Here is a 22,944-nt window from a genome sequence, read left to right on the forward strand (position 1 = left end):
GAGATGCCGGGAGCAGCCCGGCGCAATGCTTGCAAGGAAAGGCAGCCTCGCGGCCGGGAGCACCGGCCGCGGGGAGCGCCTACCGAAGCAGGTTCGGCAGGAAAAGGACGAGCGAGGGAAACAGGATCATCACGGCGATGCGGACGATGTCGGCGAGGATGAACGGCGCGACGCCCTTGTAGATTTCCCAGATGTCGGTGTTCTTCGATATTCCCTTGATGACGAAGACGTTCAGGCCGAAGGGCGGACTGATCATGCCGATCTCGACGGTCATGGTGACGATGACGCCGAACCAGATCGGGTCGAAGCCGAGCTGGGTGATGATCGGATAGACGATCGGCACGGTGAGGATGACGACCGCGGCCGAGTCCATCACGCAGCCCAGCACCAGCATCACGGCAAGGATCACCAGCAGCGTGCCATAGGCGCCGAGATCGGCGTCCAGCAGCACCTGCGCCACCTTCTGCGGCGTCTGGGTGATCGTCAGGAAGTAGCCGAACAGCAGGGCGCCGGCGAGGATCGTCAGGATCGCGGCGGCCGTGCGCACGCTCTCGGTCAGCGAGATGAACAGGCGCTCGAAGGAGAAGCGGCGCGAGGCGAAGGCGATGACGATGGCGCCGGTGGCGCCGACCGCGCCCGCTTCGGTCGGCGTGAAGATGCCGCCGTAGATGCCGCCGATCACGGTGAGGCAGAGCAGAATGATCGGGCTGAGCCGGGTGAGGCTGACGACGCGCTCGCGCAAGGGCGGCACGATGCCGGCCGGCGCGTCCTCGGGACGGCGCATCAGCCACAGCCGCGCGGTCAGCATGTAGAAGGCGATGGCAATGATGCCCGGCACCACGCCGGCCATGAACAGCAGGCCGATGCTCTGCTGCGTCAGGAGCCCGTAGATGGCGAGCGCGATGGAGGGCGGAATGAGCACGCCGAGCGTGCCGCCGGCGGCGATGACGCCGGTGGCCAGCCGCTCCGAATAGCCGTAGCGCTTCATCTCCGGCAGGGCGAGGCGGGTCATGGTGGCGGCGGTCGCAGCCGACGAGCCGCAGATCGCGGCAAAGCCGCCGCAGGAGGCGATGGTCGCCGCCGCGAGCCCGCCGCGGAAGCCGCCGAACCACAGCTGGGCGGCGCGGAAGAGGTCCGCGCTGATGCCCGAGGCGACCGCGACCGCACCCATCAGGATGAACAGCGGGATCAGGCCCATCGTGTAGTCGGAAAAAGTCGAGATGACCGAATGGGAGACGAGGCGGAAGGCCGGCTCGAACCCGGTCAGCAGTCCGAAGCCGATGATGCCCGAGCTGCCCATGGCAAGGCCGATGGGCACGCGCAGCGCGCACAGCAGCAAGGTCAGACCGAACCCGAGGAACATCACGAGGTTGGTGTCCAGCATGTCTTGTCTCTCAGGGTCTGAAGTCGGGATCTCGAAACGGGGACGGCAGGTAGGCGCGCGGCGGCCGGATTACAGCGCCGGGTCGATGGGCTGTTCGTCGACGAGATGGGCGGGCGGCCAGATGGTCTGGGCGAGCAGCACGGCGACGGAGGCGAGCGTCCCGAGCCAGGCGGCGAACTGGAACCCCCAGACCGAAAGGCCGAGATCGATGGTCAGCAGCCCGGCCCGCATCGTGTCCAGCACCTTGAAGAACAGGGCGACCGAATAGATGCCGACGATGACGAGGCTGAGGACGGTGCCGGTGCGCGACAGGATCCTGCGGGCGAGCGGGCCGGCGCGGCCCCAGAACACGTCCAGGCGGATATGGTCGTTGTAATGGAAGGCGGCGGCCATGCCCCAGCAGACGACGATGCTGAGCAGCATGCGCGAGATCTCGAACTCGTCGGGAACCGGCGTGTTGATCAGGTAGCGCGTCGCGGCCGACACGGAGGTGAGAAGCGCCATGGCGAGCAGCAGAACCGCTGGCACAGCTTCCAGGATGGTCTTCAGAATTCGCATGGCGCTTCTCGTTTTTCAGGTAGAGCCCGAAGCGGGCAGGCGTCAGTAGGCGGCGTCGTACTTCTCGAGCAGCGCCTTCAGGTTGCCGAACACCTTCTCGCCGTCGACGCCCTTGACCGCGACATCGGCGGCCCACTTGGCCTGGACGCCCTTCGCCAGTTCCTTCCACTCGCCGAGCTGTTCGTCGGTGAGCTTGTAGACGTCATGCTCCGGCTTGCCGAGCAGGACCTCGCGGCCCTCGTTCTCGAAGTTGGTCCAGGCGACGGGCAGCTTTTCCGACCAGTCGGCGCTGCAATGGCTGTCGATCACGGCCTTCTGTGCGTCGGACAGGCGCTCGTAGGACGACTTGTTGATCAGGATCGCGGTCGCCAGCGAGTAGAGCGTCGTGTCCATGTGGTAGTGCAGGGTGCGATCGGCGCCGAGCGCCTGGAGCAGCTTCCACGGGAAGGAGATCGCATCGACGACGCCGCGCTCGACGGCCTCGGCCGCATCGTTCGCCGACATCTGGATCGGCGAGGCACCGCCGAGACGGTAGAGCTCGGCCGCCATCACGTTGGGAGAGCGGATCTTCAGGCCGGCAAGGTCGGCCGGGCGCTCGATCTTCTTCTTGGCGTGGACGGTGCCGCCGCCGTCATAGAAGGTGTTGCAGACCTTGACGTCGGACATCTCGGTCTCGGCATAGGGCATGTACCACTCGTAGAGCGCACGCGAGCCGCGGTCGTTGGCCGAGACGAGGAACGGGATTTCCGCCGCCGAGACGATGGGGAAGCGGCCCGGCTCGATGCCGACCAGGTAGAAGGCGATGTCGACGATGCCGTCGCGCGCCATGTTGTAGTGGTCCTTGGCCGGACCCATCTGCTGCGCCGGGAAAATGTCGATGGCGATGGAGCCGTTCGACGCCTCGCCGATGGACTTCGCCCAGGGCTCCAGCACGCCGTAATGCAGCGCATTGTTGGTCGGCAGGTTGTGCGACAGGCGCAGTCGGACCTGCGCGTCTTCCGCCATGCTCGACGTGGTCAGGGCGCAGGCCCCCATCAGCGCGACAGCCAGCGCGCCGGTGAACTTCTTGAACTTCCTCATAAGACCCACTTCCCTCTGGTTTGTTGGAAGGCACTCGAACCCTGGTTGTTCCACCCTTGGTTCCGCCAGGCGGGAGTTCCGTCAGGCGAAACAAGTTCCGTTTAGTGGAACTTTTGTATTGCAATGTGGAACAAATTTGTGATGATGAGAGTGCGGACGTCAAGCGCTTTTTGAACGGGCGCCTTGCCAGGGGGAGAAACAGGTGTCGGAGAAGACAGGCGAAGGTCGCGACCTTCTGGAGCGCCAGCTGCAGCTGCTGGAACTGGTCGCGCGCAATCCCGACGGGCTGGGCTTCAGCGGCTTGCAGGCGGCGCTGGACCTGCCGAAAGCCTCCGTGCACCGGCTGATCGCCGGGCTGGTGAAGGCCGACTGCATCGCCGTCGGCGGGCCCGACGGGGATGGCGAGGGCGAGAGCGGCGAGGGCACGGGGCGCGGGCGCAAGGTCTACATGCTCGGCAACCGCATCCGCCGCCTGCTCGGCAGCGCTGTCGACCCGCAGCAGATCGTCGCCCTGTCGCAGACGGTGCTGCATCGCCTGGCCGAGGAGTTCAAGGAATCCGCCTTCCTGTCGGTGCTGCGCGGCGACCGCGTCGAGACCGCCGTGCTGGTGACCCCGGCCAAGGACGCGCACGGCTTCGTCAATCCCGGACGGATCATGCCGGCCCATGCGGCCGCCTCCGCCAAGGCGATCTTCGCCTATCGCGACGAGGCCGAATGGGACCGCATCCTCAAGCAGGAGCTCACCCCCCTGACCGACCTGACGCTGACCTCGCCGGCGGCGGTGAAGAAGGAATACCGGGCGGTGCGCGAGAGCGGCATCGCCTATTGCCGCGAGGAGATCGACCGCGGGCTGATGGGCATCGCCGCCCCGCTGCACCTGCCGCAGATCGGCGTGATCTACGCCGTCTCCATCGTCGGCCCGAGCAACCGCATCCGCGAACACGACGAAAAGCAGCTGGAGGCCTCCCTGATCAGGGCGGCCGGCGAGCTGTCGGAAATTTTCACCGCCAATTTGAGGATCGACAGGGCGTGACGGCAAACATTGCGATCATCGGTTTCGGGGGCATCACCCGGACGCTGCTGGCCTCGCTCGCCGGCAACACGGCCGTGCGCGTCAAGAACATCGTGGTCCGCCCCGAGCGCATCGGCGCGCCGGACCACGCCTGGCAGGACGCCCGCTTCGTCGGCTCCATCGCGGAGCTGGATGCGGATGTGGACACGGTGATCGAGGCGGCCGGCCATGCCGGCCTGAGGCAGCATGCGGGCGACGTGGTGGCGAGCGGCTGCCGCCTGGTGCTGGCCTCTTCCGGCGCGCTGGCGGACGATGCGTTCCGAAAGGGGCTGGAGGCGACGGCGCGCGAAACCGGCGCGGAGATCCATGTGGTCAGCGGCGCTATCGGCGCGCTCGATGCGCTGGCGACGGCGCAGATCGCCGGCCGGCAGGCGGTCCGCTATACCGGCATCAAGCCGAGCCGCGCCTGGCGCGGCACGCCGGCCGAACAGTGCGTCGATCTCGATGCACTGGATGCCCCGACGACCTTCTTCACCGGCTCGGCGCGCGAGGTGGCGCAGCTCTACCCGGCCAATGCCAATGTCGCCGCGACCGTCGCCCTTGCCGGCCCCGGCTTCGACGAAACGACCGTCTCGCTGATCGCCGACCCGGGCGCGGTAATCAACCGCCACGTGGTGGAGGCGGACGGCGTGCTCGGCAGCTTCCGCTTCGAGACGACCGCAACCCCCTTGAGCATCAACCCGCGCACCTCCGGCACGACGGTCTTCAGCATCCTGTCGTTCCTGAACAGCGGCTCCAACTCGGTGCGGCTGGTGTAGGGGGGGCTTCTAAAGGACTAGACTATTTAGAAAATTACGAACACACTATTCTCGCATTAGAGCTTTGGTTCGATCATATTTTTAAGGTTTTGCAGATGCCCAAACACTTGATGATCGCTGTCGACTGGTTCGGCCCCTATGACTTGGACAGTGCTCGCGAAGCGGCCAAGTCCGACTATGGGCATGCCCTCTATATGTGCCTTGGGCGTAGGCCCTATCAGCGCTCAAGAACACTTCAGTATGTCGGTATTGGAAATGCTGTGCATACTCGCCTCACCGAAGAGCACCACAAGCTCCAACAAGTGACTCGTGAACGCCAGATCTGGCTGGGAGAGATCGTGACGGCCGAACCGTCTGGTAAGAAGCTGAAGGTCACCAGAGCAACCTTGGACTATGCTGAGTGGTTGCACGCTCGATTTCTTCAGCTTCCTTTAAATGAGAAAAAAACCAAGACCTTGCCTCCCCGCAGCGTTACGGTAATGAATCGCTGGTTCAAAACCGATTATGAGACAAAATATGAGAGGCGTCCCCATGCGGACTGGCCGGATCTTATAGATTATCCGGATTACGATCTTCCTGCTCGTCTTGTTTGGTTTGGGAATAGGCAGAGAATATTCCAGGCTCCAGGCTATGCAGATCCGTAATGTTATTTTTGTGTAGAGTTTACTGAAATATCGTCAGGAAACGATCAAGATTTATTTGTTATAGTCTAGGCAGGACTTTGCTGGTGAAAGATCCGCTTGGGCACGGCAGGCGGAATGCTCCTTCCGATGGTTGCACGCGTTGCATCAATATCGGCCGACGTTCGAGATCTTTTGGGAAAGACAACACGTCGCTTCCGCTCGGTATTAGAAATCGATGGTGACCGAGGGCACGTTGCGCTGGGCTTCGCCCTGGTAGACCGCCTCGATATTGTTCCCGTCCGGGTCGAGCAGGAAGGCTGCGTAGTAGCCTGGGTGATAGGCCCGCAAGCCGGGGGCGCCGTTGTCGCGGCCGCCATTCGCCAGCCCGGCGCGGTGGAAGGCGTCGACGCTCTCGCGGTCTTTCGCCTGAAAGGCGATGTGGTGCCGCCCGGTCAGGCTGCCCGATGCCGTGACGCTGTCGGGAGAGGAGACGACGAGTTCGTCCGCCATGAAGTAGCCGTTGCCCGTGCTGACGACGGGGATATCCAGCACCGACAGGACCGCCGTGTAGAAGGTCTCGCTCGCCTTCAGATCGCGCACCACAAGCTGGATGTGATCGATCAGGCGGCCGCGATGCAGTCGGGTGGTTTCCATGGTCGTTCCTTCTGTCGCGGTGGGCCGGTCGGTGCTGTGCCCGTCGCCGGATTTCAAGGAAACATCGGAGCGCGGCCTGGACGCAATGGCTCGCAACGTCGCGGGTGGGCGGGAAGGGCGCGGCGCTATCCGGCCCCCTGTCCGGCCGCTGCCCGATAGGCGGTCGCCAGCTTGCGGACCGCGGTCTCGATCTCGGCCGGCGTATAGGCGGCAAAGCCCATCAGGACGCCCGGCTCAGGCTTGCCGAGGGCATGCAGGGCGGACAGTCCCAGAAGCTCGATCCCGACACGCCGCGCCGCGTCGATGGCGGCGCGTTCCGACAGGGCGCCAGTCAGGGCGCAGGGCATCTGCAATCCGCCGATGGGGACGCGCGGCTCGACGAACTCCGCCAGATGCGTGCGCACAAGGTGCGCCAGAACCTCGAGCCGTTGGGCATAGATGCCGCGCATGGTGCGCACATGGGCGCCGAAATGCCCGCCTTCCATGAAACGGGCCAGCGTCAGCTGCGGCAGCTGCGCGGAATGCCCGTCGAGCAGCGTGCGCGCCACCGTCATCGGCGTCACCAGCTGCGGCGGCAGCACGACATAGCCGATCCGCAGGCCCGGAAAGAGCGACTTGGTGAAGGTGCCGATATAGATGGTGCGCTCGTGCGGATCGAGCCCCTGCACGCAGGCGGTCGGCTTGCCGGCATAGCGGAACTCGCTGTCGTAATCGTCCTCGATGATCCACGCCCGGTGCCGGACGGCCCACTCGATCAGCGCCAGGCGGCGGTCCAGCGCCAGCGTTGCGCCGGTCGGGAACTGATGGGACGGCGTCAGGAACACCGCCTTGACCTCGCGCGGCTCGGTCGTGATCTGCTCGACGGCAATGCCCTGCCGGTCGACGCGAACGGGCACGTAGTCGAGCCCCGCCGCGTCGAACGCCTTGCGCGCACCGTAATAGGCCGGGTCCTCGATGAAGATGCGGTCGCCGGGATCGAGCAGCATGGTGGCGCATAGCGACATGGCCTGCTGCGAACTGGTGAGGACCAGCACCCGGTCGGCGGTGGCGCGCGCCCCGCGCTCCAGGTTCACATAGTCGGCGATGGCTCGGCGCAGCGGCTCGGTTCCCTGCGGATCGCCATGAGCCAGCGCCTGGGTGCCGACCTCCTTGACGACCTGCCGTTCCAGCCGTTCCCACAGCGCCAGGGGAAAGGTGCGGGTTTCCGGCACGCCGGGCGCGAACGGGCGCGGGTCCAGCATCTCGCGCACCCCGCCGCCGCGGAACACGGCCGCCCCGCGCCGGCTGAGGGCCGGCGCCCGATGGCGTGCGAGCGCGTCGCGGCGGGACTGGCTGTGCCCGGGCGTGAACTCGCTCATCTGCGAGACGAAGCTGCCGCTGCCGACCCGGCGGTCGATGAAACCCTCCGCATGCAGCTGCCCGTAGGCGGCCTCCACCGTGTCGCGCGACACACCGAGCGAGGCGGCAAGCGCCCGAGAGGCCGGCAGCGGCTTGCCCGGACCCAGCGCGCCATCGACGATCAGTTGGCGGATCGCCCGCTGGATCCGCGCATGAAGCGGCATCGCCGCATGGGCGGGATGGGCGATCCATGCCTTCACCGATTCCAGTTGGGAGTGCTTGAACAAATGGTCTGGTCCATTCGCGAAAAGTGGCAGGGTGTATCAGGCCATTGACCGGATATTTGTCAAGCCGGCCCGTCGGCCGCCCGTCCCAACGTCCGGAGACCGTCGCAGATCATGTCGTCCCGCATCTCCCCGTCCTCCCTCCGCCTCGGCGATCTGACGCATCCGGTCGTGGCGGGCCTGATCTCCGTCATCGTCAACTATGGCGGCACGTTCATCCTGGTGTTCCAGGCCGCCAAGGTCGCGGGGCTGAGCCCCGAACTGACGGCCTCCTGGGTCTGGTCGGTCTCCATCGGCGTCGGCCTGACGGGGCTTTTCCTGAGCTGGCGCTACCGCGAGCCGATCATCACCGCCTGGTCCACGCCGGCGGCGGCCTTCCTGGTCGCGGCGCTGGCGACGACGCCCTATCCGCAAGCCATCGGCGCCTACATGATCTCGGCCGCGGCCTTCGTCGTGCTCGGGCTTTCGGGCTGCTTCGAGAAGGTCATCCGGCTGATCCCGCCGGGCATCGCCTCGGGCCTGCTCGCCGGCATCCTGCTGCAGTTCGGCATCGGCGCGTTCGGCGGGGCGAATGTCGATCCGCTGCTGGTGGGTCTGCTGGTCATCGCCTATGTGGTGCTGAAGCGCTTTTCCGCCCGCTATGCCGTGGTCGGCATCCTCGCCCTGGGGCTGGTCTTCCTGCTGACGCAGGGCCGGGTCGACCTGTCGGGGCTGAGGCTGGAGCTCGCAGCGCCCGTCTTCACCATGCCGGAATTCTCGCTGAACGCGCTGCTTTCGGTCGCGCTGCCGCTGTTCCTCATCACCTTGAGCGGCCAGTACATGCCGGGCATGCTGGTGCTGCGCAACGACGGCTTCAAGACCAGCGCCAACCCCATCGTCACCGTGACCGGGCTCGGCTCGCTCCTCATGGCCCCGTTCGGCTCGCATGCCTTCAACATCGCGGCGATCACGGCGGCGATCGCCACCGGCCGGGAAGCCCATGAGGACCCGGCCAAGCGGTGGATCGCCGGTATCGCGGCGGGCTGCTTCTATGTGCTGGTCGGCGTGTTCGGCGTGACGCTCGCCGCCGTCTTCATGGCCTTTCCGGCGAGCTTCATCACGACCCTTGCCGGCCTGGCGCTGCTCGGCACCATCGGCGGCAGCCTGGCCGGTGCGATGGCCGACCCGGCCTCGCGCGAGGCGGCGCTGATCACCTTCCTCGCCTCGGCGGCGAACATCACGCTGCTCGGCATCGGCGGGGCGTTCTGGGGTCTGGTGATCGGTCTTGTCGCCCACCTCGTCCTCAACGGCCGCCTGCCGCGCCGCGAAGGGGCGGGCCTCGCCGTGGGCAAGGGCGCGGCGAAGTGAGAAGGGCGGCCCGCGCCGGATGCGGGCCGCGCTACACAACCCGGCGGCGGGTGGTATAAGGCCGGATCTCATGCGTGCGAGCAATGGCTTGGCCGAAACGCAGAAGCTGGCGATCCGGGTTCACGATGCTCAACTTAACCGCCTGCCGCTATTTCCTGGAAGTCGTGCATCTGGGCTCCATCCGCCTGGCCGCCGATCGGCTGCATGTGTCGCCCTCGGCCATCAGCCGGCAGATCGCCAAGCTGGAACGGGAGTTCGGCGAGCCGCTGCTCGACCGACGCGCCAACGGGGTGCAGCTGACCGAGGCGGGCACGCTTGCGGCCGAGCATTTCTCCTCGATCCTCGGCCAGATCGACCTGATCCGCGGGGAAATGTCCGATCTGCGGAAGCTGAAGTCGGGCAGCGTCTCCATCGCCACGGTGGACGGCATCACCGACCCCTATCTGTCGGAACAGATCCTTGCGTTCCGCAAGAAGTTCCCGGCCGTGGAATTCCGCATGCGGATCAAGGGGCGCGAGCGCGTCCTGGAGGTGCTGGAAAAGCGCATCTGCCAGGTCGGCTTCGTCTACGACCACTTCTCCCATCCGATGATCGAGATCGTCGGGCAATGGCGCCAGCCGCTGCTGGCCCTGGTGCCGCCCTCGCATCCCTTTGCCGACGGGCGGGCGGTGAAGCTGCCGGACATCGCCGAATGCGACTGCGTGCTGCCGGACGACAGCTACGGCATCCATCACCTGGTCCACAGGGCGTTTCGCAAGTTCGGCGGCAAGCCGAAGGCGATCATGGTCGCGGACCAGCTGCACTTCCTGATCCGCCACGCGATCCGGTCCAACGCGATCGTCTATGTGCCGCTGCAGGCGGCCCTGCGCGAGGTCGAGGCGGGCGAGCTCGTGCCGCTCAACCTCGCCTGCGGGGACTTCGAGCACCGCTTCATCTACGCGATCGTGCGCCGGGACCAGCGGCGGTCCCCGGCCTGCGACGCGTTCATCGCCATGTTGACGTCGAACTTCCCCAAATACGAGAAGAGCGACGCCAACATGCTACGGCGACTGAGGGCTGCTCAGGCGTGACGTTCAGGCGTGAAGCTCGACCGTGAGGTCGGCTTCGATGGGCGCGTTGAGGCCCAGTTCGTGCTGGGTGAGCGCGGCACGCGCGTGCATCCCGTTCTCCTTGCCCCACAGCTCGACGAAGAGATCCGAGGCGCCGTTCAGCACCAGGTGCGGCTCGGTGAAGCCCGGCGCGCAGGTGACATAGCCGATCATCTTGACGATCCGCTTGACGCGGTCGAGATCGCCGAGGACCGCCTTCATCATGGCCAGGTGATTGATCGCCATCAGGCGGGCCGAGGCATAGCCTTCCTCGATGGTGAGGTCCGATCCCACCTTGCCGACATAGGGCAGGACGTCGTTGTCGTTCTCGTCGGGCTGGGTGCCCAGCGTGCCGGAGGTGTAGAGAATGTTTCCGACGACGACGCCGGGCAGATAATTGCCGACGGGCTTGGGCCTGCGGGGCAGGACGATTCCCATTTCCTTCAGACGGGCTTCGGTCTCATGCGGCATGAACGTGCTCCAGGATTAGGCATTGACGGATGGCAAACTAGGCAAAACCGATGCGGCTGAGTGTGCGTTGGCGGCAACGCAGTGTTGCCATATCGGCAACTCATGACCTAGGGTAAGGTTCGGTTTGGGGCTGAATTAATATTATAATACATATATTTAGCCGAATGTGAGCCGCCGCGACCCTGCACGGCGGTGCTGCGCCGCAGCGAAGAGGCGAGTGGTCGCGCCCCGGTTTTCTCGTAATGTCCAGGCTGGGTGTCACACCAGCAGGGGCCAACAGGTGCAGTCACAATCTCTGGCAATGATCGCGGCGGATCTCCGCGCCGGAAAGGTGCGGTCCTCCGATCTCGTGAGCGCGGCCGCGCAGCGCCATGCGGCGAGCGAGCCGGTGCTGAACGCCTACCGCACATGGGCGGGCGAGCGCGCCAAGGCCCAGGCGGCCGCCCTCGACACGCTGATCTCATCGGGCATCGATCTCGGCCCGCTGATGGGCATTCCCGTTTCGGTCAAGGACCTGTTCGGCGTTCCCGGCCTGTCGACCCATGCCGGCACCAACGCGGTCTTCCCGAAGGACTGGGAGGCCGCCGGACCGGTGGTGAAGGCGCTGCTGGCGCAGATGGGCGTGGTGACCGGCAAGACCCACACGGTCGAATTCGCGTTCGGCGGCCTCGGCACCAACCCGCATGCCGGCACGCCGGTCAATCCGTGGTCGTCGCGCGAGACCCCTCGCGTCCCCGGCGGCTCGAGCTCGGGCGCCGGCGTGTCGCTGGCGCAAGGGTCGGCGCTGCTGGCGCTGGGCACCGACACGGCCGGTTCGGTCCGCATTCCCGCCTCCTTCACCGGACAGACGGCGCTGAAGATCACCCATGGCCGCTGGTCGCTGGAGGGCATCGTCCCGCTGTCGCCCTCGCTCGACACGCCCGGCCTGCTGGCCCGCACGGTTGCGGACCTTGCCTATGCCTTTGCCGCGCTGGACCCGCAGGCGTCAGAGCCGGTTGCGGCTACGGATCTTTCGGGCCTGCGCATCGGCGTCGTCCGCAACACGGTCTGGGACGATATCGAGCCGTCGATCGCCGAGAACACCAGCCAGGCCCTGCGGGTCCTGGAAAATGCCGGCGCGCATGTCGGCGACGTGACGCTGGCCTGCACCGAGGAGGCGCTCGCCATCTTCCGCGCCGGCGGCCTGGCGGCAGCGGAGCTGCGCGCGTTCCTCGACCGCAATTTCCCGGAGCGGATCGCCCAGCTCGACCCGGCGGTGATGGCGCGCGTCGAAGCGGTCAACGACCTGACCGCCTCCGACTACCTGCAGCGGGCGGCGAACCTTGCGCAGTACGGCCGGACCGCGGCGCAGGCCTTCGACACGTTCGACGTGCTGGTCTCGCCGACCATTCCGGTCACCGCGCCGACCATCGCCGAGGTCGCCGATCCCGACACCTATCGGAAGGCCAACATGCTGGCCCTCCGCAACACCGCGCTCGCCAACCTGTTCGGTTGGTGTGCGGCGACCCTGCCGACCGGGCTGGATGCCAACGGCATTCCCTCCGGCCTGCAGATCATGGCGCCGCCGATGGCGGAACGCCGCCTGCTGGCGGCGGCCCTGGCCATCGAGACTGCCATCGGCTCCGGGCCCGAAATGCTCGGCAAGGCACCGCTGGCCTGATCACTGTTTACGACCCCCCTTGGAGGAGAGACCATGAAAAACCTGAGCAGAGCGATCGTCCTGGCCATTGGCGCCACGTTCGGCGGCGCAGCCCATGCCGCCGACTTCACCTTCACCTTCGCGCATGTCCTGACCGAAGACACGCCGAACGCCCGCGCCGCCGTGGTGTTCAAGGAGGAGGTCGAGAAGAACTCGAACGGCCGCATCGAGATCAACATCCGCCCGGCCGCGCAGCTCGGCGGCGACGTCGAGATCATCGAGCAGACGCAGATGGGCCTTGTCCACATCGCGATCCCGCCGACCGGCAACCTCGCCAACTTCAACGAGCAGATGTACCTGTTCGACCTGCCGTTCCTGCTGAACGACAACGCCGCGATGATGCGGGTGCTCGACGGCGAGGTCGGCACCGAGCTGCTGGGCACGCTCGACGCCAACAACCTGCACGGCATCGCCATGTGGGGCGCCGGCTTCCGCCACATGACCAACAACATCCGCCCGATCAACGGCCCGGCCGATCTCGCCGGCATCAAGATGCGGACCCTGCAGGCGCCGACCATCCTGTCGACCTACCGCGCCTATGGCGCGAACCCGACCGCGATGGCCTATGTGGAGGTCTATAACGGCCTGCAGCAGGGCGTCATCGAGGGCCAGGAGAACCCGCTCGCCAACATCGCCTCGATGAAGTTCTACGAGGTGCAGAAGTACATGACCCTGACCGGCCACGCCTACCACACCTATGCGGCCGTGATGAACAAGCAGGCCTGGGAAAGCCTGCCGGAAGACCTGCAGACCGTGATCGCGGAAGCGATGATCGTCGGCCGTGACGCTGCCCGCCAGTTCACCAACGAGGACGAGGCCAAGATCCTCGACGCGATCAAGGACCAGATCGAGATCCAGGAGCTGTCCGAGGAAGGCCGCAAGGCGTTCATCGAGGCCTCCAAGCCGATCTACGACGAGTTCCGCGACAAGGTGACGCCGGCCCTGATGGACAAGGCGATCGCCCTGGCCAAGGGCGAGTAAACCACGAAGAAAGAGGGTCGCGGCATGATCACCTGGTTGAACAAGCTGGTTGACGTCATCGAGAACACGCTGGTCAGCGGGTTGATACTGGTCGCGACCCTCGTAGCCATTGCGCAGGTTATCGCGCGCTACGTCTTCAACAATTCGCTCTACTGGTCGGAGGAGGTGGTTCTCTACGCCTTCATCACCATGAGCTTCCTGACGATGGGAATGGGCGTGCGCTACGCCTCCCACATCAGCGTCGAGGCGATCTACGCCTTCGTGCCGGAAAAGATGGTGCGGCCGCTGCAGATCGGCGCGGCCTGCCTCGGCCTGATCTTCGCCGGCGTGGTGCTGTGGTACGGCAGCAAGCTGGTGATCAACACCTCGCGCATGGGCCAGCTCTCGCCGGCCCTGCGCATCCCGGTCGGCTACATCTACATGGTCATCCCGTTTTCGGCGGGACTGATGATCACCCGCTATCTCCTGGTCCTGCAGGAGCTCGTGTTCGGGCGCGCCTACACGCCGCCTTCCGTCGACATCAAAACGAGCTGAGGAGCCCCATCCATGGTCGGCGCACTCGTCCCCGTCTTCTTCGGCCTGCTCGTTTTCGGCCTGCCCATCTTTGCCGCCCTGGCGCTGTCGGTGGCCGCCGCGCTCTATTTCTGGGGCGGCCTCGATCCCGTGCTCGTGCCGATGCGCATGTTCTCGGGCATGAACAACTTCTCGCTGATGTCGATCCCGTTCTTCATCCTGGCGGCCGAGCTGATGCGCATCGGCGGCCTGTCGGAACGGCTGATCAACCTGGCGCGCGCCATCGTCGGCTGGCTGCCGGGCGGCCTTGCCGCCGCCGCCGTCGTCGCCTGCCTGATGTTCGGCTCGATCTCCGGCTCCAGCCCGGCGACGGTGATCGCCATCGGCTCGATCCTCTATCCGGCGATGGTGAAGGCGGGCTACGACAAGTACTTCTCCATCGGCCTGATCACCACCGCCGGCACGCTCGGCCCCATCGTGCCGCCGTCCATCGCGCTGATCATCTACGGCTCGGTCACCGGCACCTCGGTCGGCAAGCTGTTCGCCGCCGGCCTGCTGCCGGCGCTGCTGATCGGCGGCATCCTGATCGCCTATGCCAGCTGGTATTCGGCGCGCAAGGGATACCCGCGCGACGCGATGCCGACCATCGCCAGCATCTGGGCGGCCTTGACGCAGGCGGCCTGGGGCCTTGGCCTGCCGTTCATCCTGCTCGGCGGCATCTATTCCGGCGTCTTCACGCCGACCGAGGCGGCCGCCGCCGCCTGTCTCTACGGCTGGCTGGTCGGCGCGGTGGTTTACCGGACCATCTCGCTCAAGGACACGCTGGTGGTGCTGCGCAACACCGGCCTGATCTCCGGCCCGCTGCTGCTGATCACCGCCGGCGCCTCGGCCTTCTCCTGGCTGCTGGCGAGCTCCGGCACCCCAGCGCAGCTGGCGAGCTTCATCCTCAGCGACACCAGCAATTCCATCGTGGTGATGCTGCTGTTCAACCTGATCCTGCTGGTGGCCGGCTGCTTCCTCGACAGCGCCTCGGCGATCATCATCCTCGGCCCGCTGATGATGCCCATCGCGGCGCAGGTCGGCGTCGACCCGATCCATTTCGGCATCATCATGCTGGTCAACCTGTCGGTCGGCATGCTGACCCCGCCCGTCGGGCTCAACCTGTTCGTCGCCATGGGCGTCGCCAACATGAAGCTGGGCGAGATCTTCCGCGCCGCCCTGCCGACGATCGCGCTGATGCTGGTGGCGCTGGTGATCCTGACCTACGTGCCGTTCTTCAGCATGCTGCTGCCGAACACGTTCTTCTAGCTAGGCACGTTTCCAGGCACACCCGCGCGGGTCCCGCGCACCGGCGAAGCGACTTCCCTCAACACCGACCAGCGCGCATGGGACCATGTGCGCTGGTTTTGTTTTGGGGGGCGTGCTGCTGCGGCCCGTCGACACGTCGAGGATGCAAGCGGATATCGAGCGCCCTCCTCTTTGTCGTTCAGCCTCGCATCGAGGCTCGTCACTCGAATATTTTGGCGATTGCGGCTTGTTCGGCCTCCTCCCATCGACGCACGTCCTTGGTCACCTTCTCGATCTCTGCGTCGCTGAGGTGGTGCGCACCGTCCTTGTCGATACGACACAGGCTGAAGGGCTTGCCGACGCTGGGGGAGGTAAGGTCGAGCGCTTCCAGGACACGCAGGACGGCCGCGCAACCGAAGCGCAGCGACCGCTCGGTCAAGTGGAAGTGGGACAGAAGCGAGCCGGCTTGCTGTGCCATGGCCGCACCGCTGCCGATCGCGTGGAAGCCGATATCGCCGTAGTGCCCGATCATGCCGGAGGGTGTTATCTCGACGATCCACGGCTCTCCCTTGCGCCATCCGGCCGCCATCACGTAGGCCGACGGCGAGCCGCCGTCTTCTTCGCCCGGCACGTCCGGGATGAACGTGTCGTAGTGATGGCGCAGGATCGGGAGGACCTGTTCCTGCATCGCGCGGCCGATATCCGGGGCCTCCAGAATGGCCGCACTGTTTTCGTTGAAACAGTTTTCGACCTCGACCAGCACCGATCGCGCACCGCTGCCGCCCCAAGCCGCCAGCTCGCCCAAAGGGTGCAGCTTCTGGGCCGGATATGTCATGCCTCTCCCCTTGTCCGTAATCTGCGAGTCGGAGCCGAGCACGACTCCATCCTGGCAAACGGTGGCAAGCACGACGGTCATGATTTCGATCCTCTCAGGTCGTGTGGTCCGGAAAATCCCGCCGGATACGCATCACCCGCAGCTCGCTTCCATGCGATGCAGCCTGCAGTCGTACGTGATTGGAATGATCCGTTTTTCCTTCTCCACTTCGGGTGCAAGGAGAACGGGCGCGGAACCGGATCGTTCCCGCATTGCGCAATCCGAAGGGGGCGGAAGGTTCGAAGCCCGATACGATGGTTTCCCGTCTACACACGGTCCAGGCGGCGCCTTGAACCGCTCGGCCTGATCACACCGGCGGCCGAGGGCCGCATAGTGCAAACGGCGAAGCTACTGCCCGATCACGAACCGGCGCGCATGGGCCATGTGCGCTGGTTTTGTTTTTTTGGGGGGGGGCGTGATGGCGCGAGAGAGTAACGTCAGCTTGAGGTTAAACGACTGTTCTTTCGCCACTGCGTAACGTTATAAACGACCGAAAGGATCATGGAGAAACAAAACTGTTTGTGAATTATAATGCGCTAAGAATATCGATGGGGGCGGTATGAGACTACGTGAGAGAATCCGGCAGTTTGTTGTGCCGCGCGTTATTCGTATGGCATTAGAGAAACAAGGTGGGCGGACAATACCGATCTCTGGTGAAGAGGCTCGAGAGAACGATGTATATCTGATCTATCTGCTCGATAGCGCTGGCGTGGCGAGGCTTGTCGTTGACGACATCTTGGATGACCAGGTGCAGGGCAAGTGGTCGGTGGATGGGCGGAATTTCACTGAAGAGAGATCAATCAACATTAGAGAATTAGCCCAATTCCAGCTTTGGATTCAGCATTATTACCGGGGATGGACGTTCTACACTACAGGCTTCGCGCGTTTCCTCTTCAACCGATGGAGCCATTGGCCTTGGATTAAGGTAAAGTACGACCGATATCTGCAGTCTCGCTTCAACAAACGAGAGCTACCTCGTCAAGATAGAATGAAGGTGCTGCGGTACATTCTCTCAGAAACTGTCAAGAACGCAAACTTTCATACGCATCCCACCACCTTGATGAGCCATTTTTATACTGTTCGCTGGGTGCATCGACCAGATAAAGAAGAACTTCTAAGATACTACCGGCTTCTTCTTGATTCAATGAGTGAAGTGCAAGATCTCGAGTATATCGAGCTCCAAGGTTATAGACTTAAGCCGCAGGCGCTGAACACGATCACTGACTTCGATCTCGAAGAGCAGCGCCATGTCGACAATAAGAATACGCAAAATCGTATATTTTGGCTGACGGTAGCTTTGATCATCGTTGGGGTCGTGCAGGCCGGAGCGGCTGGGTACGTTGCGTGGTTGAAGTAGCCAGTGCAATTCGAAGATAACAGCGGTGACGAAGAGTTATCCGACCTTCAAGGGGAGAGGAGCATCCAGATGCGTGAAATCGAAGGCTTTGAGGATGCCATGAGGGTTCTGAAGCCGCACTGGGCTGAAATCGAGTGCGAATTCCAGAAACACAACGCGCATTTTCTGGAGTTGGCAGCTACAGATCACGATGTAATCGGTCGTGTGCTGCGGTCGCACCTAGTTGTTGAGAGTTTTCTGAACGGCTACCTGAAGAAGAATTTTGGTTTCGACAATTTCGATGAATTGCGGCTGACGTTCTCACAGAAGGCGAACATGCTTCCCTCTTCAGCGGGAAGCGCAGCTTTCGTCCGACCCGGCATAATTCAACTCAATAAAATTCGGAACAAGTTTGGCCATACGCTGAAGCATGTCATTAAGTTTAGTGAAATCAATAAGATTACTGATATTCTAAGTATTTCTCGCCCTGGTATTGTTTTTTCGGTGCCTGTTGAGGCTATCGAGGCGTTTGCGCCCACTGCGTGCGCGTTTCTTGCTGTTCCTCCTAGGCACTTGCAGGATATTTTCTTTGAGGCATTTAAAAATATTAATAAGAGGCCGATTGATTAATTTAAGGAGCTTCTGAATTCGGTAATTCAGGGCCTTAGGATGTTGCGGCGCTGCAAGGGTGCCCTGGTCGAGGTACGGATGCGGTTTGCTACCCTCTTTGTGATGACGATTGCCGTCTGGCTGTCCTCGGCAGCTCAGGCGAGGGAAGCTCAGGCGAGCGACAAGGATATCGACGCATGGCTGCGCCTCTCGGAACGCTGTCGCATGGCCATCGAGCAAGGCGAGAGGTTGGATACGCAGGGGCTGGACGATCTCGGGCCTTCGATCCGGCGCGTGCCGCCTCTCATGATAGAGGGTCTGGCCGAGCCTGCGATGCGCGGACATGAAGTGCGCCAGCACAGCTGGCAGCAGGACGGTTCTTCATTCGTCGTGGTGGAACAGCAATATCCCGACGGGCGGCGGTCCTGCGCGATCCAGCTGGCTCCGGGCGTGCCAGCCGTGACGGCGGTCGAGGAGGCTGGTTTCGCCTCCGCGTTTCTTCAGAAGCGCCAAGAGCTCATTGCGGCCGGGACCCACGAGGAAAGGAACCCTGACCCCATCTTGTCGACCAATCTTGGCGTGGGGCCAATTGCGCGCAGCGCCAGCGGCTGCCGGATAATCTCCGGTCTGCAAATCGAGACGAGGCCCGGCCGCGAGCCGTTTTTCAACTCTTTCAGCGCTGAGCAAGCGAGATGCTCGCCGCCGCGCTGAGCCAAGCGCCCAGGGTTGGTGTGGCGGCTGCGCGCGAATGAAAACGGCGGGAAGGGTTCGCAAGGCGAAGGTCCGTCCGAACTTGTGCGTGGCCCGGTTGGGGCAACGCCCGAAGTCAGAGAATGACGGAGGGTTCGGGAGGACGTTCGAATGTGCTGCCCAGCGGGCGACCGCCCGTCGGCACTATCGCTCGATAACTGGCTGATCAGGGGAAAATGGCGGAGAGAGAGGGATTCGAACCCTCGATACGGTTTCCCGTATACACGCGTTCCAGGCGTGCGCCTTAAACCACTCGGCCACCTCTCCGCAGCCGGCCCGTCCGGTGGGCCTGCGGGGCAGGCCTTTCGTCGGTCCTCGTGCGGGAAGGCGATGGGTCCGGCGCTCGCACCAGGGCGGCGCGAAGCCGGGCCGACCCGGCCCGCAAGTCGCGCAATATACTGACGATGCGGCCAAGTTCAAGCACTCATCCATGCCCTGCTGCGCTTTTCAACACGGGCGGGCGAACCCAGCCGGAAACGGGCGAGAAAGCCGGCGGAAACATTGGGTTCTCGTCGCTGAGGCCAGAGGGCGGGCGCTTGCGCGGGCGCATGGGCACGCAGCCGGGAGGGGCCGCGTGCGGGCGGATCGGCGGGCGGCGGTCGCCCCCGCGCGGGGGCACGGATTGCTCCCGCGCTCTCACGCCTTGCGGAAGCGCCTTTCGTCCATCTTGCGCTTTTGCGAAAGCAAGCCTATCTGATGCGCCCGGCGGGAGAGGCAAGGCGATGGCGCGCCGTGCCCATTGTCGCCGTTTTCTCGCGTTTTGCTGTCGCCCGGAAGGTCGAGGCGGGCTATGGTCCGGCCCGCGGCCGCCCGCGTATGCAAATTTCGAGTGAACGAATTCCGCCGTACGGAGTTCTGGCAGTTGCGGACCTTTGCAACAGATGTCTGCAGTCGATGTTTGCAGTCTGGCGCGGGCAGGCCCGATGCCTTCAGGCTTTGGTATTGGGTGGATCCGGGACGGAACGATGTTCAGACTTCTCCTGCGGCTTCTCGGTCTGTGGTTCGTGGCGCTGGCGCTGGTGGCGCTGGTGATCGACGCCACGTCGACGATCGCCGCCGGAAGCTGGTCGTCGACCTCCTTCGGCCAGTACTGGTTCGACTTCGCGCCCGAAAGTCTCGCCGCCGCCCAGGCCTTCGTCCAGGGCGAGGTCAATCCGGTCCTGTGGGATCCGGTTGCCCTCAAGCTCCTGGTGCAGCCGGCCTGGGCGATCGTCGGACCGCTCGGCTTCCTGCTCCTGTGGATCGGAGATCTCGGCCGCGGCCGTCGTCGCCGCAGGCTCGCCGAAACCGTCTGAATCCCTTGCCCGCCGGCCTCCCCCGGCGCGCATCCCTTTGGAGGCATCCATGTCGTTCATGACAATGCTCAGCAACAAGTTCTCGCTGGTCGACCCGGCCATGGCGCTGCCCGGTCGCGGCGAGCCGATCATGACCCCGGGCATCCACACCGTGCTCGGCCGCCCGCTCGATCTTGCCCCCGGTGCGGGCGAGGAAGAGGTGCTGTTCGGCCTCGGCTGCTTCTGGGGCGCCGAGCGCCTGTTCTGGACCATGCCGGGCGTTCTCGTCACCGCGGTCGGCTATGCCGGCGGCTACACGCCGAACCCGACCTATCACGAGGTCTGCACGGGCCGCACCGGCCATACCGAGGTGGTGCGCGTGGTCTTCGACACCGCGCGCCTGCCGCGCGAGGAGCTGCTCAAGGCGTTCTGGGAAGGCCACGACCCGACGCAAGGGATGCGCCAGGGCAACGACACCGGCACCCAGTACCGCTCGGCGATCTATTTCGCCGAAGGCGGCGAGATGGCGGCGGCGGTGGAGGCCTCGCGCGCGACCTATGCGGCGGCACTGAAGGCGGCCGGCCACTCGCGCACCATCACCACCGAGACGAAGCCGATGGGCGCGTTCTACTTCGCCGAGGACTATCACCAGCAGTATCTCGACAAGAACCCCGGCGGCTATTGCGGCCTCGGCGGCACAGGCGTCGCCTGTCCGGCCGGTCTTGCCGTGTAAGCGCACGCGAAGTCATGACTGAAAGAGGCGCGCGGGACGGCTGTTCCGCGCGCCTTTTCGTATCTGCGGGCGGGCGAGAATGCCGCAGGCCCGCGCGCCGTCTTGCCGCTTTGCAAGCAGCCCGGCGACAGCCCATATTCGGCGGATGAGCCCTGACGACATCAGACCTGCCATCACCATCGACCCGGCCGTGCGGGCAAGGCACCGCCGGCGCAACCGCCTGCACACGCTCGTGCTCGGCGCCGGGGCGGTGCTGCTGCTGTCGCTGACCGCGTGGACGCTGGCCGGCCCGCAGGGCGTCCTGTGGGCGGCAATCGGCGGCTCCCTGTCGGTGATGCTGGCGGCGCGCTTTTCCTCCTCCATGGTGCTGCAGCTCTACGGCGCGCGCGAGGTGACGCCCGCCGCCTTTCCCGAAGCGCACTCGATCGTTCGGCTGCTGGCCGAGCGGGCGGGCCTGCCGCGCATGCCGAGGCTCTATCTGGTGCAAAGCCGGATGGTGAACGCGTTTTCCACCGGCACGCGCGAGGACAGCGCCATCTGCATCACGGAAGGGTTGCTCGCCCGCCTGACCCCGCGCGAGTTCGTCGGCGTGATGGCGCATGAGCTCGCCCATGTGGCGCATGGCGACATCCACGTCATGGCGATGGCCGACGTGGTGGCGCGCATGACCGGCATCATGTCGGTGTTGGGCCTGGTGCTGATGGTGATCAGCCTGCCGCAGGCGCTGGCCGGCGGTGCGCCGGTGCCCTGGGGCGCGGTGCTGCTGCTGGTCGTGGCGCCGACGATTGGAACGGCCGTGCAGCTGGCCTTGTCGCGCACCCGCGAGTTCGAGGCGGATCTGGGCGCGGCCTCGCTGACCGGCGACCCGGAGGGCCTTGCCAGCGCGCTCATGAAGCTGGAGCGCATCCAGGGGCGCATGTGGGAGGCGGCGCTGCCGCAAGGCGCGCGCATCCCCGAGCCGTCGGTGCTGCGCAGCCACCCGCAGACGGACGAGCGCGTGCGGCGGCTGCGCGAATTGCGGGCATCTCCCGAGCACTGGCTGGACACGGCCGCTATGCCGCATGTGGCGGGGCGCTCGCCCGTGCCCGATACGGGCGCTCCGCGCCGCCGGCTGACCCGCTTCGGCACCTGGTACTGATGCGCTGGGCGGTCCTGCCTATTCGGGCAGGCCGAGGAAGCGGAAGGGCTCGGCCTCGACGAAGGATGCGGTCGCATCGCCGGAATAGATGTGCTGCTGGTCGGGCCCGAGGTCGAGCTTGCGCACCGGCGCGCCTTTCGAGAAGTCGAGCTGCTTCAGGTCCACCCAGAACGTGTTCGGGGTGAGGGCCGATTCGAAGAAGTAGAGCAGCCGCTGGTGGTCGACGACCGTGCGCCAGCGGGTGGAGGAAATGTTGGGCTGGTCCGGCGTGGTGATGCCGAAGGGCACGGACACGTTGCGGATGACGCTGAAGACGCTGGCGATGGCCCGGTTGGGATCCTCCGGGCGCGGGATCGCCTCGACATAGAAGCTTGCCCGCGCGAAGCGGTCGGCAGCGCGGTTGGTGCCGGGCAGGAACACGGTGCCGCCGATGCCACGCCAGTATTCGGCCAGCGCCAGCTGCTCTTCGAAGGTCGGCGAGTTGGTCATGACCGTGTAGCGGCGGTTGTGATGGATCACCTGCCGCCCGCCGATATACTCGACGATGGCGCTGTCGCCGCTGGCATCGGACATGGACAGGTGCAGCGTCGTCAGCCGGTCCTCGCCGGGCACGCTGTCGGTGACGATGGTGAAGGGCTCGGCCTCCAGCGCCGCGACGGCCTCCGCCACGCTGGCGAAATTGTCGAGCACATACTGGCCCCAGGCGGCGATGGTCAGGCCCGGACGGTCGCCGGTCATCTCTGGATATTCGGACTCGGCCAGCCACAGCAGGTTGACCGCAAGGCCCTCCTCATTGACCCCGTCCGTGGTCGACACGTCGTAGCCCGAGGCGATGACGCTGCCGTATTTCGAGGTCCATTTCAGGGAGTTCGGCCCGGCTTCGCCGCTGCGCTCCATGCCGCGCGGCATCACCCAGAGATTGGTGGCGATCTCGCTCTTCCAGTCCATCGAACGGGCGGTGATCACCGTGTCGCCGGCGCCGTGATAGACGAGGCGGGTGCAGGCCTCGGCAAGGGCCGCGCCCCCGGTTGCAAGCAGCGCGGCGAGCGCCACGCGCGCGCCCAGGCCACGGGCTCGGGCGGAAAACGGCATC

At 65.0% G+C, this 22,944-nt stretch carries 23 protein-coding genes and 1 tRNA gene; 15 read left to right on the plus strand and 9 right to left on the minus strand.

What is annotated here, in order from left to right; translation table 11 throughout:
- Positions 1-79 precede the first annotated feature (79 nt).
- From ACVJ6E_RS18895 to ACVJ6E_RS18905, 3 genes are all read right to left on the minus strand, one after another.
- The gene (locus ACVJ6E_RS18895; protein WP_410176329.1) at positions 80-1,381 is read right to left on the minus strand and encodes a TRAP transporter large permease; all 1,302 of its coding nucleotides are present in this window, start codon (positions 1,379-1,381) and stop codon (positions 80-82) included.
- A 72-nt stretch (positions 1,382-1,453) separates the two neighbouring features.
- Positions 1,454-1,942 (minus strand): TRAP transporter small permease, encoded by a 489-nt coding sequence (locus ACVJ6E_RS18900; protein WP_199681527.1) that lies wholly within the window; start codon positions 1,940-1,942, stop codon positions 1,454-1,456.
- Positions 1,943-1,984: 42 nt separating this feature from the next.
- A complete protein-coding gene (locus tag ACVJ6E_RS18905; protein ID WP_120270610.1) occupies positions 1,985-3,022 on the minus strand; it encodes a TRAP transporter substrate-binding protein in 1,038 nt (345 codons plus the stop codon).
- A 202-nt stretch (positions 3,023-3,224) separates the two neighbouring features.
- On the opposite strand from ACVJ6E_RS18905, the gene ACVJ6E_RS18910 reads away from it, so the two are divergent.
- From ACVJ6E_RS18910 to ACVJ6E_RS18920, 3 genes are all read left to right on the plus strand, one after another.
- Positions 3,225-4,055, plus strand: coding sequence for an IclR family transcriptional regulator domain-containing protein (locus ACVJ6E_RS18910; RefSeq protein ID WP_120270609.1), 831 nt, complete (start codon positions 3,225-3,227; stop codon positions 4,053-4,055).
- Positions 4,052-4,852: an aspartate dehydrogenase gene (locus tag ACVJ6E_RS18915; protein WP_120270608.1), complete on the plus strand. Its 801-nt coding sequence runs from the start codon at positions 4,052-4,054 to the stop codon at positions 4,850-4,852. Before ACVJ6E_RS18910 ends, ACVJ6E_RS18915 begins: the two co-directional genes overlap by 4 nt.
- A 110-nt stretch (positions 4,853-4,962) precedes the next feature.
- Positions 4,963-5,496 carry a hypothetical protein gene (locus tag ACVJ6E_RS18920; protein ID WP_147421914.1) on the plus strand — a complete coding sequence of 178 codons (534 nt, stop codon included), beginning with the start codon at positions 4,963-4,965 and terminating at the stop codon, positions 5,494-5,496.
- Positions 5,497-5,700: 204 nt separating this feature from the next.
- Here the strand turns inward: ACVJ6E_RS18920 and ACVJ6E_RS18925 are convergent, their stop codons facing one another.
- Together ACVJ6E_RS18925 and pdxR are read right to left on the minus strand one after the other, a co-directional pair.
- Complete coding sequence (locus ACVJ6E_RS18925; protein WP_120270607.1) at positions 5,701-6,129, minus strand: VOC family protein; 429 nt, start codon at positions 6,127-6,129, stop codon at positions 5,701-5,703.
- 125 nt (positions 6,130-6,254) lie between these two features.
- Positions 6,255-7,754, minus strand: coding sequence for a MocR-like pyridoxine biosynthesis transcription factor PdxR (pdxR, locus tag ACVJ6E_RS18930; RefSeq protein WP_120270606.1), 1,500 nt, complete (start codon positions 7,752-7,754; stop codon positions 6,255-6,257).
- A gap of 111 nt (positions 7,755-7,865) precedes the next feature.
- Here pdxR and ACVJ6E_RS18935 point away from each other — a divergent pair, with 111 nt between their 5' ends.
- The gene (locus ACVJ6E_RS18935; RefSeq protein WP_120270605.1) at positions 7,866-9,098 is read left to right on the plus strand and encodes a benzoate/H(+) symporter BenE family transporter; all 1,233 of its coding nucleotides are present in this window, start codon (positions 7,866-7,868) and stop codon (positions 9,096-9,098) included.
- Between the two features lie 125 nt (positions 9,099-9,223).
- Positions 9,224-10,168, plus strand: coding sequence for a LysR family transcriptional regulator (locus ACVJ6E_RS18940; protein ID WP_158592751.1), 945 nt, complete (start codon positions 9,224-9,226; stop codon positions 10,166-10,168).
- Between the two features lie 3 nt (positions 10,169-10,171).
- Here ACVJ6E_RS18940 and ACVJ6E_RS18945 read toward each other — a convergent pair whose 3' ends face one another.
- On the minus strand, positions 10,172-10,657 hold the full coding sequence (locus ACVJ6E_RS18945) for a RidA family protein (RefSeq protein WP_120270603.1): 486 nt from the start codon (positions 10,655-10,657) through the stop codon (positions 10,172-10,174).
- A gap of 280 nt (positions 10,658-10,937) precedes the next feature.
- On the opposite strand from ACVJ6E_RS18945, the gene ACVJ6E_RS18950 reads away from it, so the two are divergent.
- Genes ACVJ6E_RS18950 through ACVJ6E_RS18965 form a run of 4 tightly spaced genes read left to right on the plus strand, consistent with a single transcriptional unit; the run spans position 10,938 to position 15,158 of the window.
- The gene (locus ACVJ6E_RS18950) at positions 10,938-12,317 is read left to right on the plus strand and encodes an amidase (RefSeq protein WP_199681525.1); all 1,380 of its coding nucleotides are present in this window, start codon (positions 10,938-10,940) and stop codon (positions 12,315-12,317) included.
- Between the two features lie 33 nt (positions 12,318-12,350).
- Positions 12,351-13,337 carry a TRAP transporter substrate-binding protein gene (locus ACVJ6E_RS18955; RefSeq protein ID WP_120270601.1) on the plus strand — a complete coding sequence of 329 codons (987 nt, stop codon included), beginning with the start codon at positions 12,351-12,353 and terminating at the stop codon, positions 13,335-13,337.
- A gap of 24 nt (positions 13,338-13,361) precedes the next feature.
- Positions 13,362-13,871 (plus strand): TRAP transporter small permease, encoded by a 510-nt coding sequence (locus tag ACVJ6E_RS18960; RefSeq protein ID WP_120270600.1) that lies wholly within the window; start codon positions 13,362-13,364, stop codon positions 13,869-13,871.
- 12 nt (positions 13,872-13,883) lie between these two features.
- Positions 13,884-15,158 (plus strand): TRAP transporter large permease, encoded by a 1,275-nt coding sequence (locus tag ACVJ6E_RS18965; RefSeq protein WP_067223092.1) that lies wholly within the window; start codon positions 13,884-13,886, stop codon positions 15,156-15,158.
- Positions 15,159-15,357: 199 nt separating this feature from the next.
- Here the strand turns inward: ACVJ6E_RS18965 and ACVJ6E_RS18970 are convergent, their stop codons facing one another.
- A complete protein-coding gene (locus ACVJ6E_RS18970; protein ID WP_120270599.1) occupies positions 15,358-16,053 on the minus strand; it encodes an Ntn hydrolase family protein in 696 nt (231 codons plus the stop codon).
- Positions 16,054-16,570: 517 nt separating this feature from the next.
- Here ACVJ6E_RS18970 and ACVJ6E_RS18975 point away from each other — a divergent pair.
- From ACVJ6E_RS18975 to ACVJ6E_RS18985, 3 genes are all read left to right on the plus strand, one after another.
- Positions 16,571-17,368: a hypothetical protein gene (locus ACVJ6E_RS18975; protein ID WP_147421913.1), complete on the plus strand. Its 798-nt coding sequence runs from the start codon at positions 16,571-16,573 to the stop codon at positions 17,366-17,368.
- A 69-nt stretch (positions 17,369-17,437) separates the two neighbouring features.
- Positions 17,438-17,977 (plus strand): hypothetical protein, encoded by a 540-nt coding sequence (locus ACVJ6E_RS18980; RefSeq protein WP_147421912.1) that lies wholly within the window; start codon positions 17,438-17,440, stop codon positions 17,975-17,977.
- A 78-nt stretch (positions 17,978-18,055) separates the two neighbouring features.
- Positions 18,056-18,667, plus strand: a complete 612-nt coding sequence (locus tag ACVJ6E_RS18985) for a hypothetical protein (RefSeq protein ID WP_147421911.1) — start codon at positions 18,056-18,058, stop codon at positions 18,665-18,667.
- 216 nt (positions 18,668-18,883) lie between these two features.
- Here ACVJ6E_RS18985 and ACVJ6E_RS18990 read toward each other — a convergent pair.
- Positions 18,884-18,973, minus strand: a tRNA-Ser gene (locus tag ACVJ6E_RS18990).
- A gap of 698 nt (positions 18,974-19,671) precedes the next feature.
- Here ACVJ6E_RS18990 and ACVJ6E_RS18995 point away from each other — a divergent pair.
- The 3 genes from ACVJ6E_RS18995 to ACVJ6E_RS19005 all read left to right on the plus strand — a co-directional run bounded on the left by ACVJ6E_RS18995 (position 19,672) and on the right by ACVJ6E_RS19005 (position 21,851).
- Positions 19,672-20,001: a hypothetical protein gene (locus tag ACVJ6E_RS18995; RefSeq protein WP_208996875.1), complete on the plus strand. Its 330-nt coding sequence runs from the start codon at positions 19,672-19,674 to the stop codon at positions 19,999-20,001.
- 49 nt (positions 20,002-20,050) lie between these two features.
- Positions 20,051-20,713, plus strand: coding sequence for a peptide-methionine (S)-S-oxide reductase MsrA (gene msrA / locus ACVJ6E_RS19000; protein ID WP_120270595.1), 663 nt, complete (start codon positions 20,051-20,053; stop codon positions 20,711-20,713).
- A gap of 145 nt (positions 20,714-20,858) precedes the next feature.
- Positions 20,859-21,851, plus strand: a complete 993-nt coding sequence (locus ACVJ6E_RS19005) for a zinc metalloprotease HtpX (protein WP_120270594.1) — start codon at positions 20,859-20,861, stop codon at positions 21,849-21,851.
- Between the two features lie 18 nt (positions 21,852-21,869).
- On the opposite strand, the gene ACVJ6E_RS19010 is transcribed toward ACVJ6E_RS19005, so the two are convergent.
- Positions 21,870-22,943: a linear amide C-N hydrolase gene (locus ACVJ6E_RS19010; RefSeq protein ID WP_120270754.1), complete on the minus strand. Its 1,074-nt coding sequence runs from the start codon at positions 22,941-22,943 to the stop codon at positions 21,870-21,872.
- Position 22,944: the final 1 nt, after the last annotated feature.

The sequence above is a fragment of the Stappia sp. G46H5W genome (assembly GCF_058448995.1).

Bases quoted from the DNA above. Each gene is read 5' to 3' on its own strand.
- ACVJ6E_RS18970 (WP_120270599.1), bottom strand. From the start codon at position 16,053: ATGACCGTCGTGCTTGCCACCGTTTGCCAGGATGGAGTCGTGCTCGGC.
- ACVJ6E_RS18975 (WP_147421913.1), top strand. From the start codon at position 16,571: ATGAGACTACGTGAGAGAATCCGGCAGTTTGTTGTGCCGCGCGTTATT.
- ACVJ6E_RS18985 (WP_147421911.1), top strand. From the start codon at position 18,056: ATGCGGTTTGCTACCCTCTTTGTGATGACGATTGCCGTCTGGCTGTCC.
- ACVJ6E_RS18940 (WP_158592751.1), top strand. From the start codon at position 9,224: ATGCTCAACTTAACCGCCTGCCGCTATTTCCTGGAAGTCGTGCATCTG.
- ACVJ6E_RS19005 (WP_120270594.1), top strand. From the start codon at position 20,859: ATGAGCCCTGACGACATCAGACCTGCCATCACCATCGACCCGGCCGTG.
- ACVJ6E_RS18935 (WP_120270605.1), top strand. From the start codon at position 7,866: ATGTCGTCCCGCATCTCCCCGTCCTCCCTCCGCCTCGGCGATCTGACG.
- ACVJ6E_RS18995 (WP_208996875.1), top strand. From the start codon at position 19,672: ATGTTCAGACTTCTCCTGCGGCTTCTCGGTCTGTGGTTCGTGGCGCTG.
- ACVJ6E_RS18900 (WP_199681527.1), bottom strand. From the start codon at position 1,942: ATGCGAATTCTGAAGACCATCCTGGAAGCTGTGCCAGCGGTTCTGCTG.
- ACVJ6E_RS18980 (WP_147421912.1), top strand. From the start codon at position 17,438: ATGCGTGAAATCGAAGGCTTTGAGGATGCCATGAGGGTTCTGAAGCCG.
- ACVJ6E_RS18920 (WP_147421914.1), top strand. From the start codon at position 4,963: ATGATCGCTGTCGACTGGTTCGGCCCCTATGACTTGGACAGTGCTCGC.
- ACVJ6E_RS18925 (WP_120270607.1), bottom strand. From the start codon at position 6,129: ATGGAAACCACCCGACTGCATCGCGGCCGCCTGATCGATCACATCCAG.
- ACVJ6E_RS18960 (WP_120270600.1), top strand. From the start codon at position 13,362: ATGATCACCTGGTTGAACAAGCTGGTTGACGTCATCGAGAACACGCTG.
- ACVJ6E_RS18965 (WP_067223092.1), top strand. From the start codon at position 13,884: ATGGTCGGCGCACTCGTCCCCGTCTTCTTCGGCCTGCTCGTTTTCGGC.
- ACVJ6E_RS18955 (WP_120270601.1), top strand. From the start codon at position 12,351: ATGAAAAACCTGAGCAGAGCGATCGTCCTGGCCATTGGCGCCACGTTC.
- ACVJ6E_RS18905 (WP_120270610.1), bottom strand. From the start codon at position 3,022: ATGAGGAAGTTCAAGAAGTTCACCGGCGCGCTGGCTGTCGCGCTGATG.
- ACVJ6E_RS18945 (WP_120270603.1), bottom strand. From the start codon at position 10,657: ATGCCGCATGAGACCGAAGCCCGTCTGAAGGAAATGGGAATCGTCCTG.
- msrA (WP_120270595.1), top strand. From the start codon at position 20,051: ATGTCGTTCATGACAATGCTCAGCAACAAGTTCTCGCTGGTCGACCCG.
- ACVJ6E_RS19010 (WP_120270754.1), bottom strand. From the start codon at position 22,943: ATGCCGTTTTCCGCCCGAGCCCGTGGCCTGGGCGCGCGCGTGGCGCTC.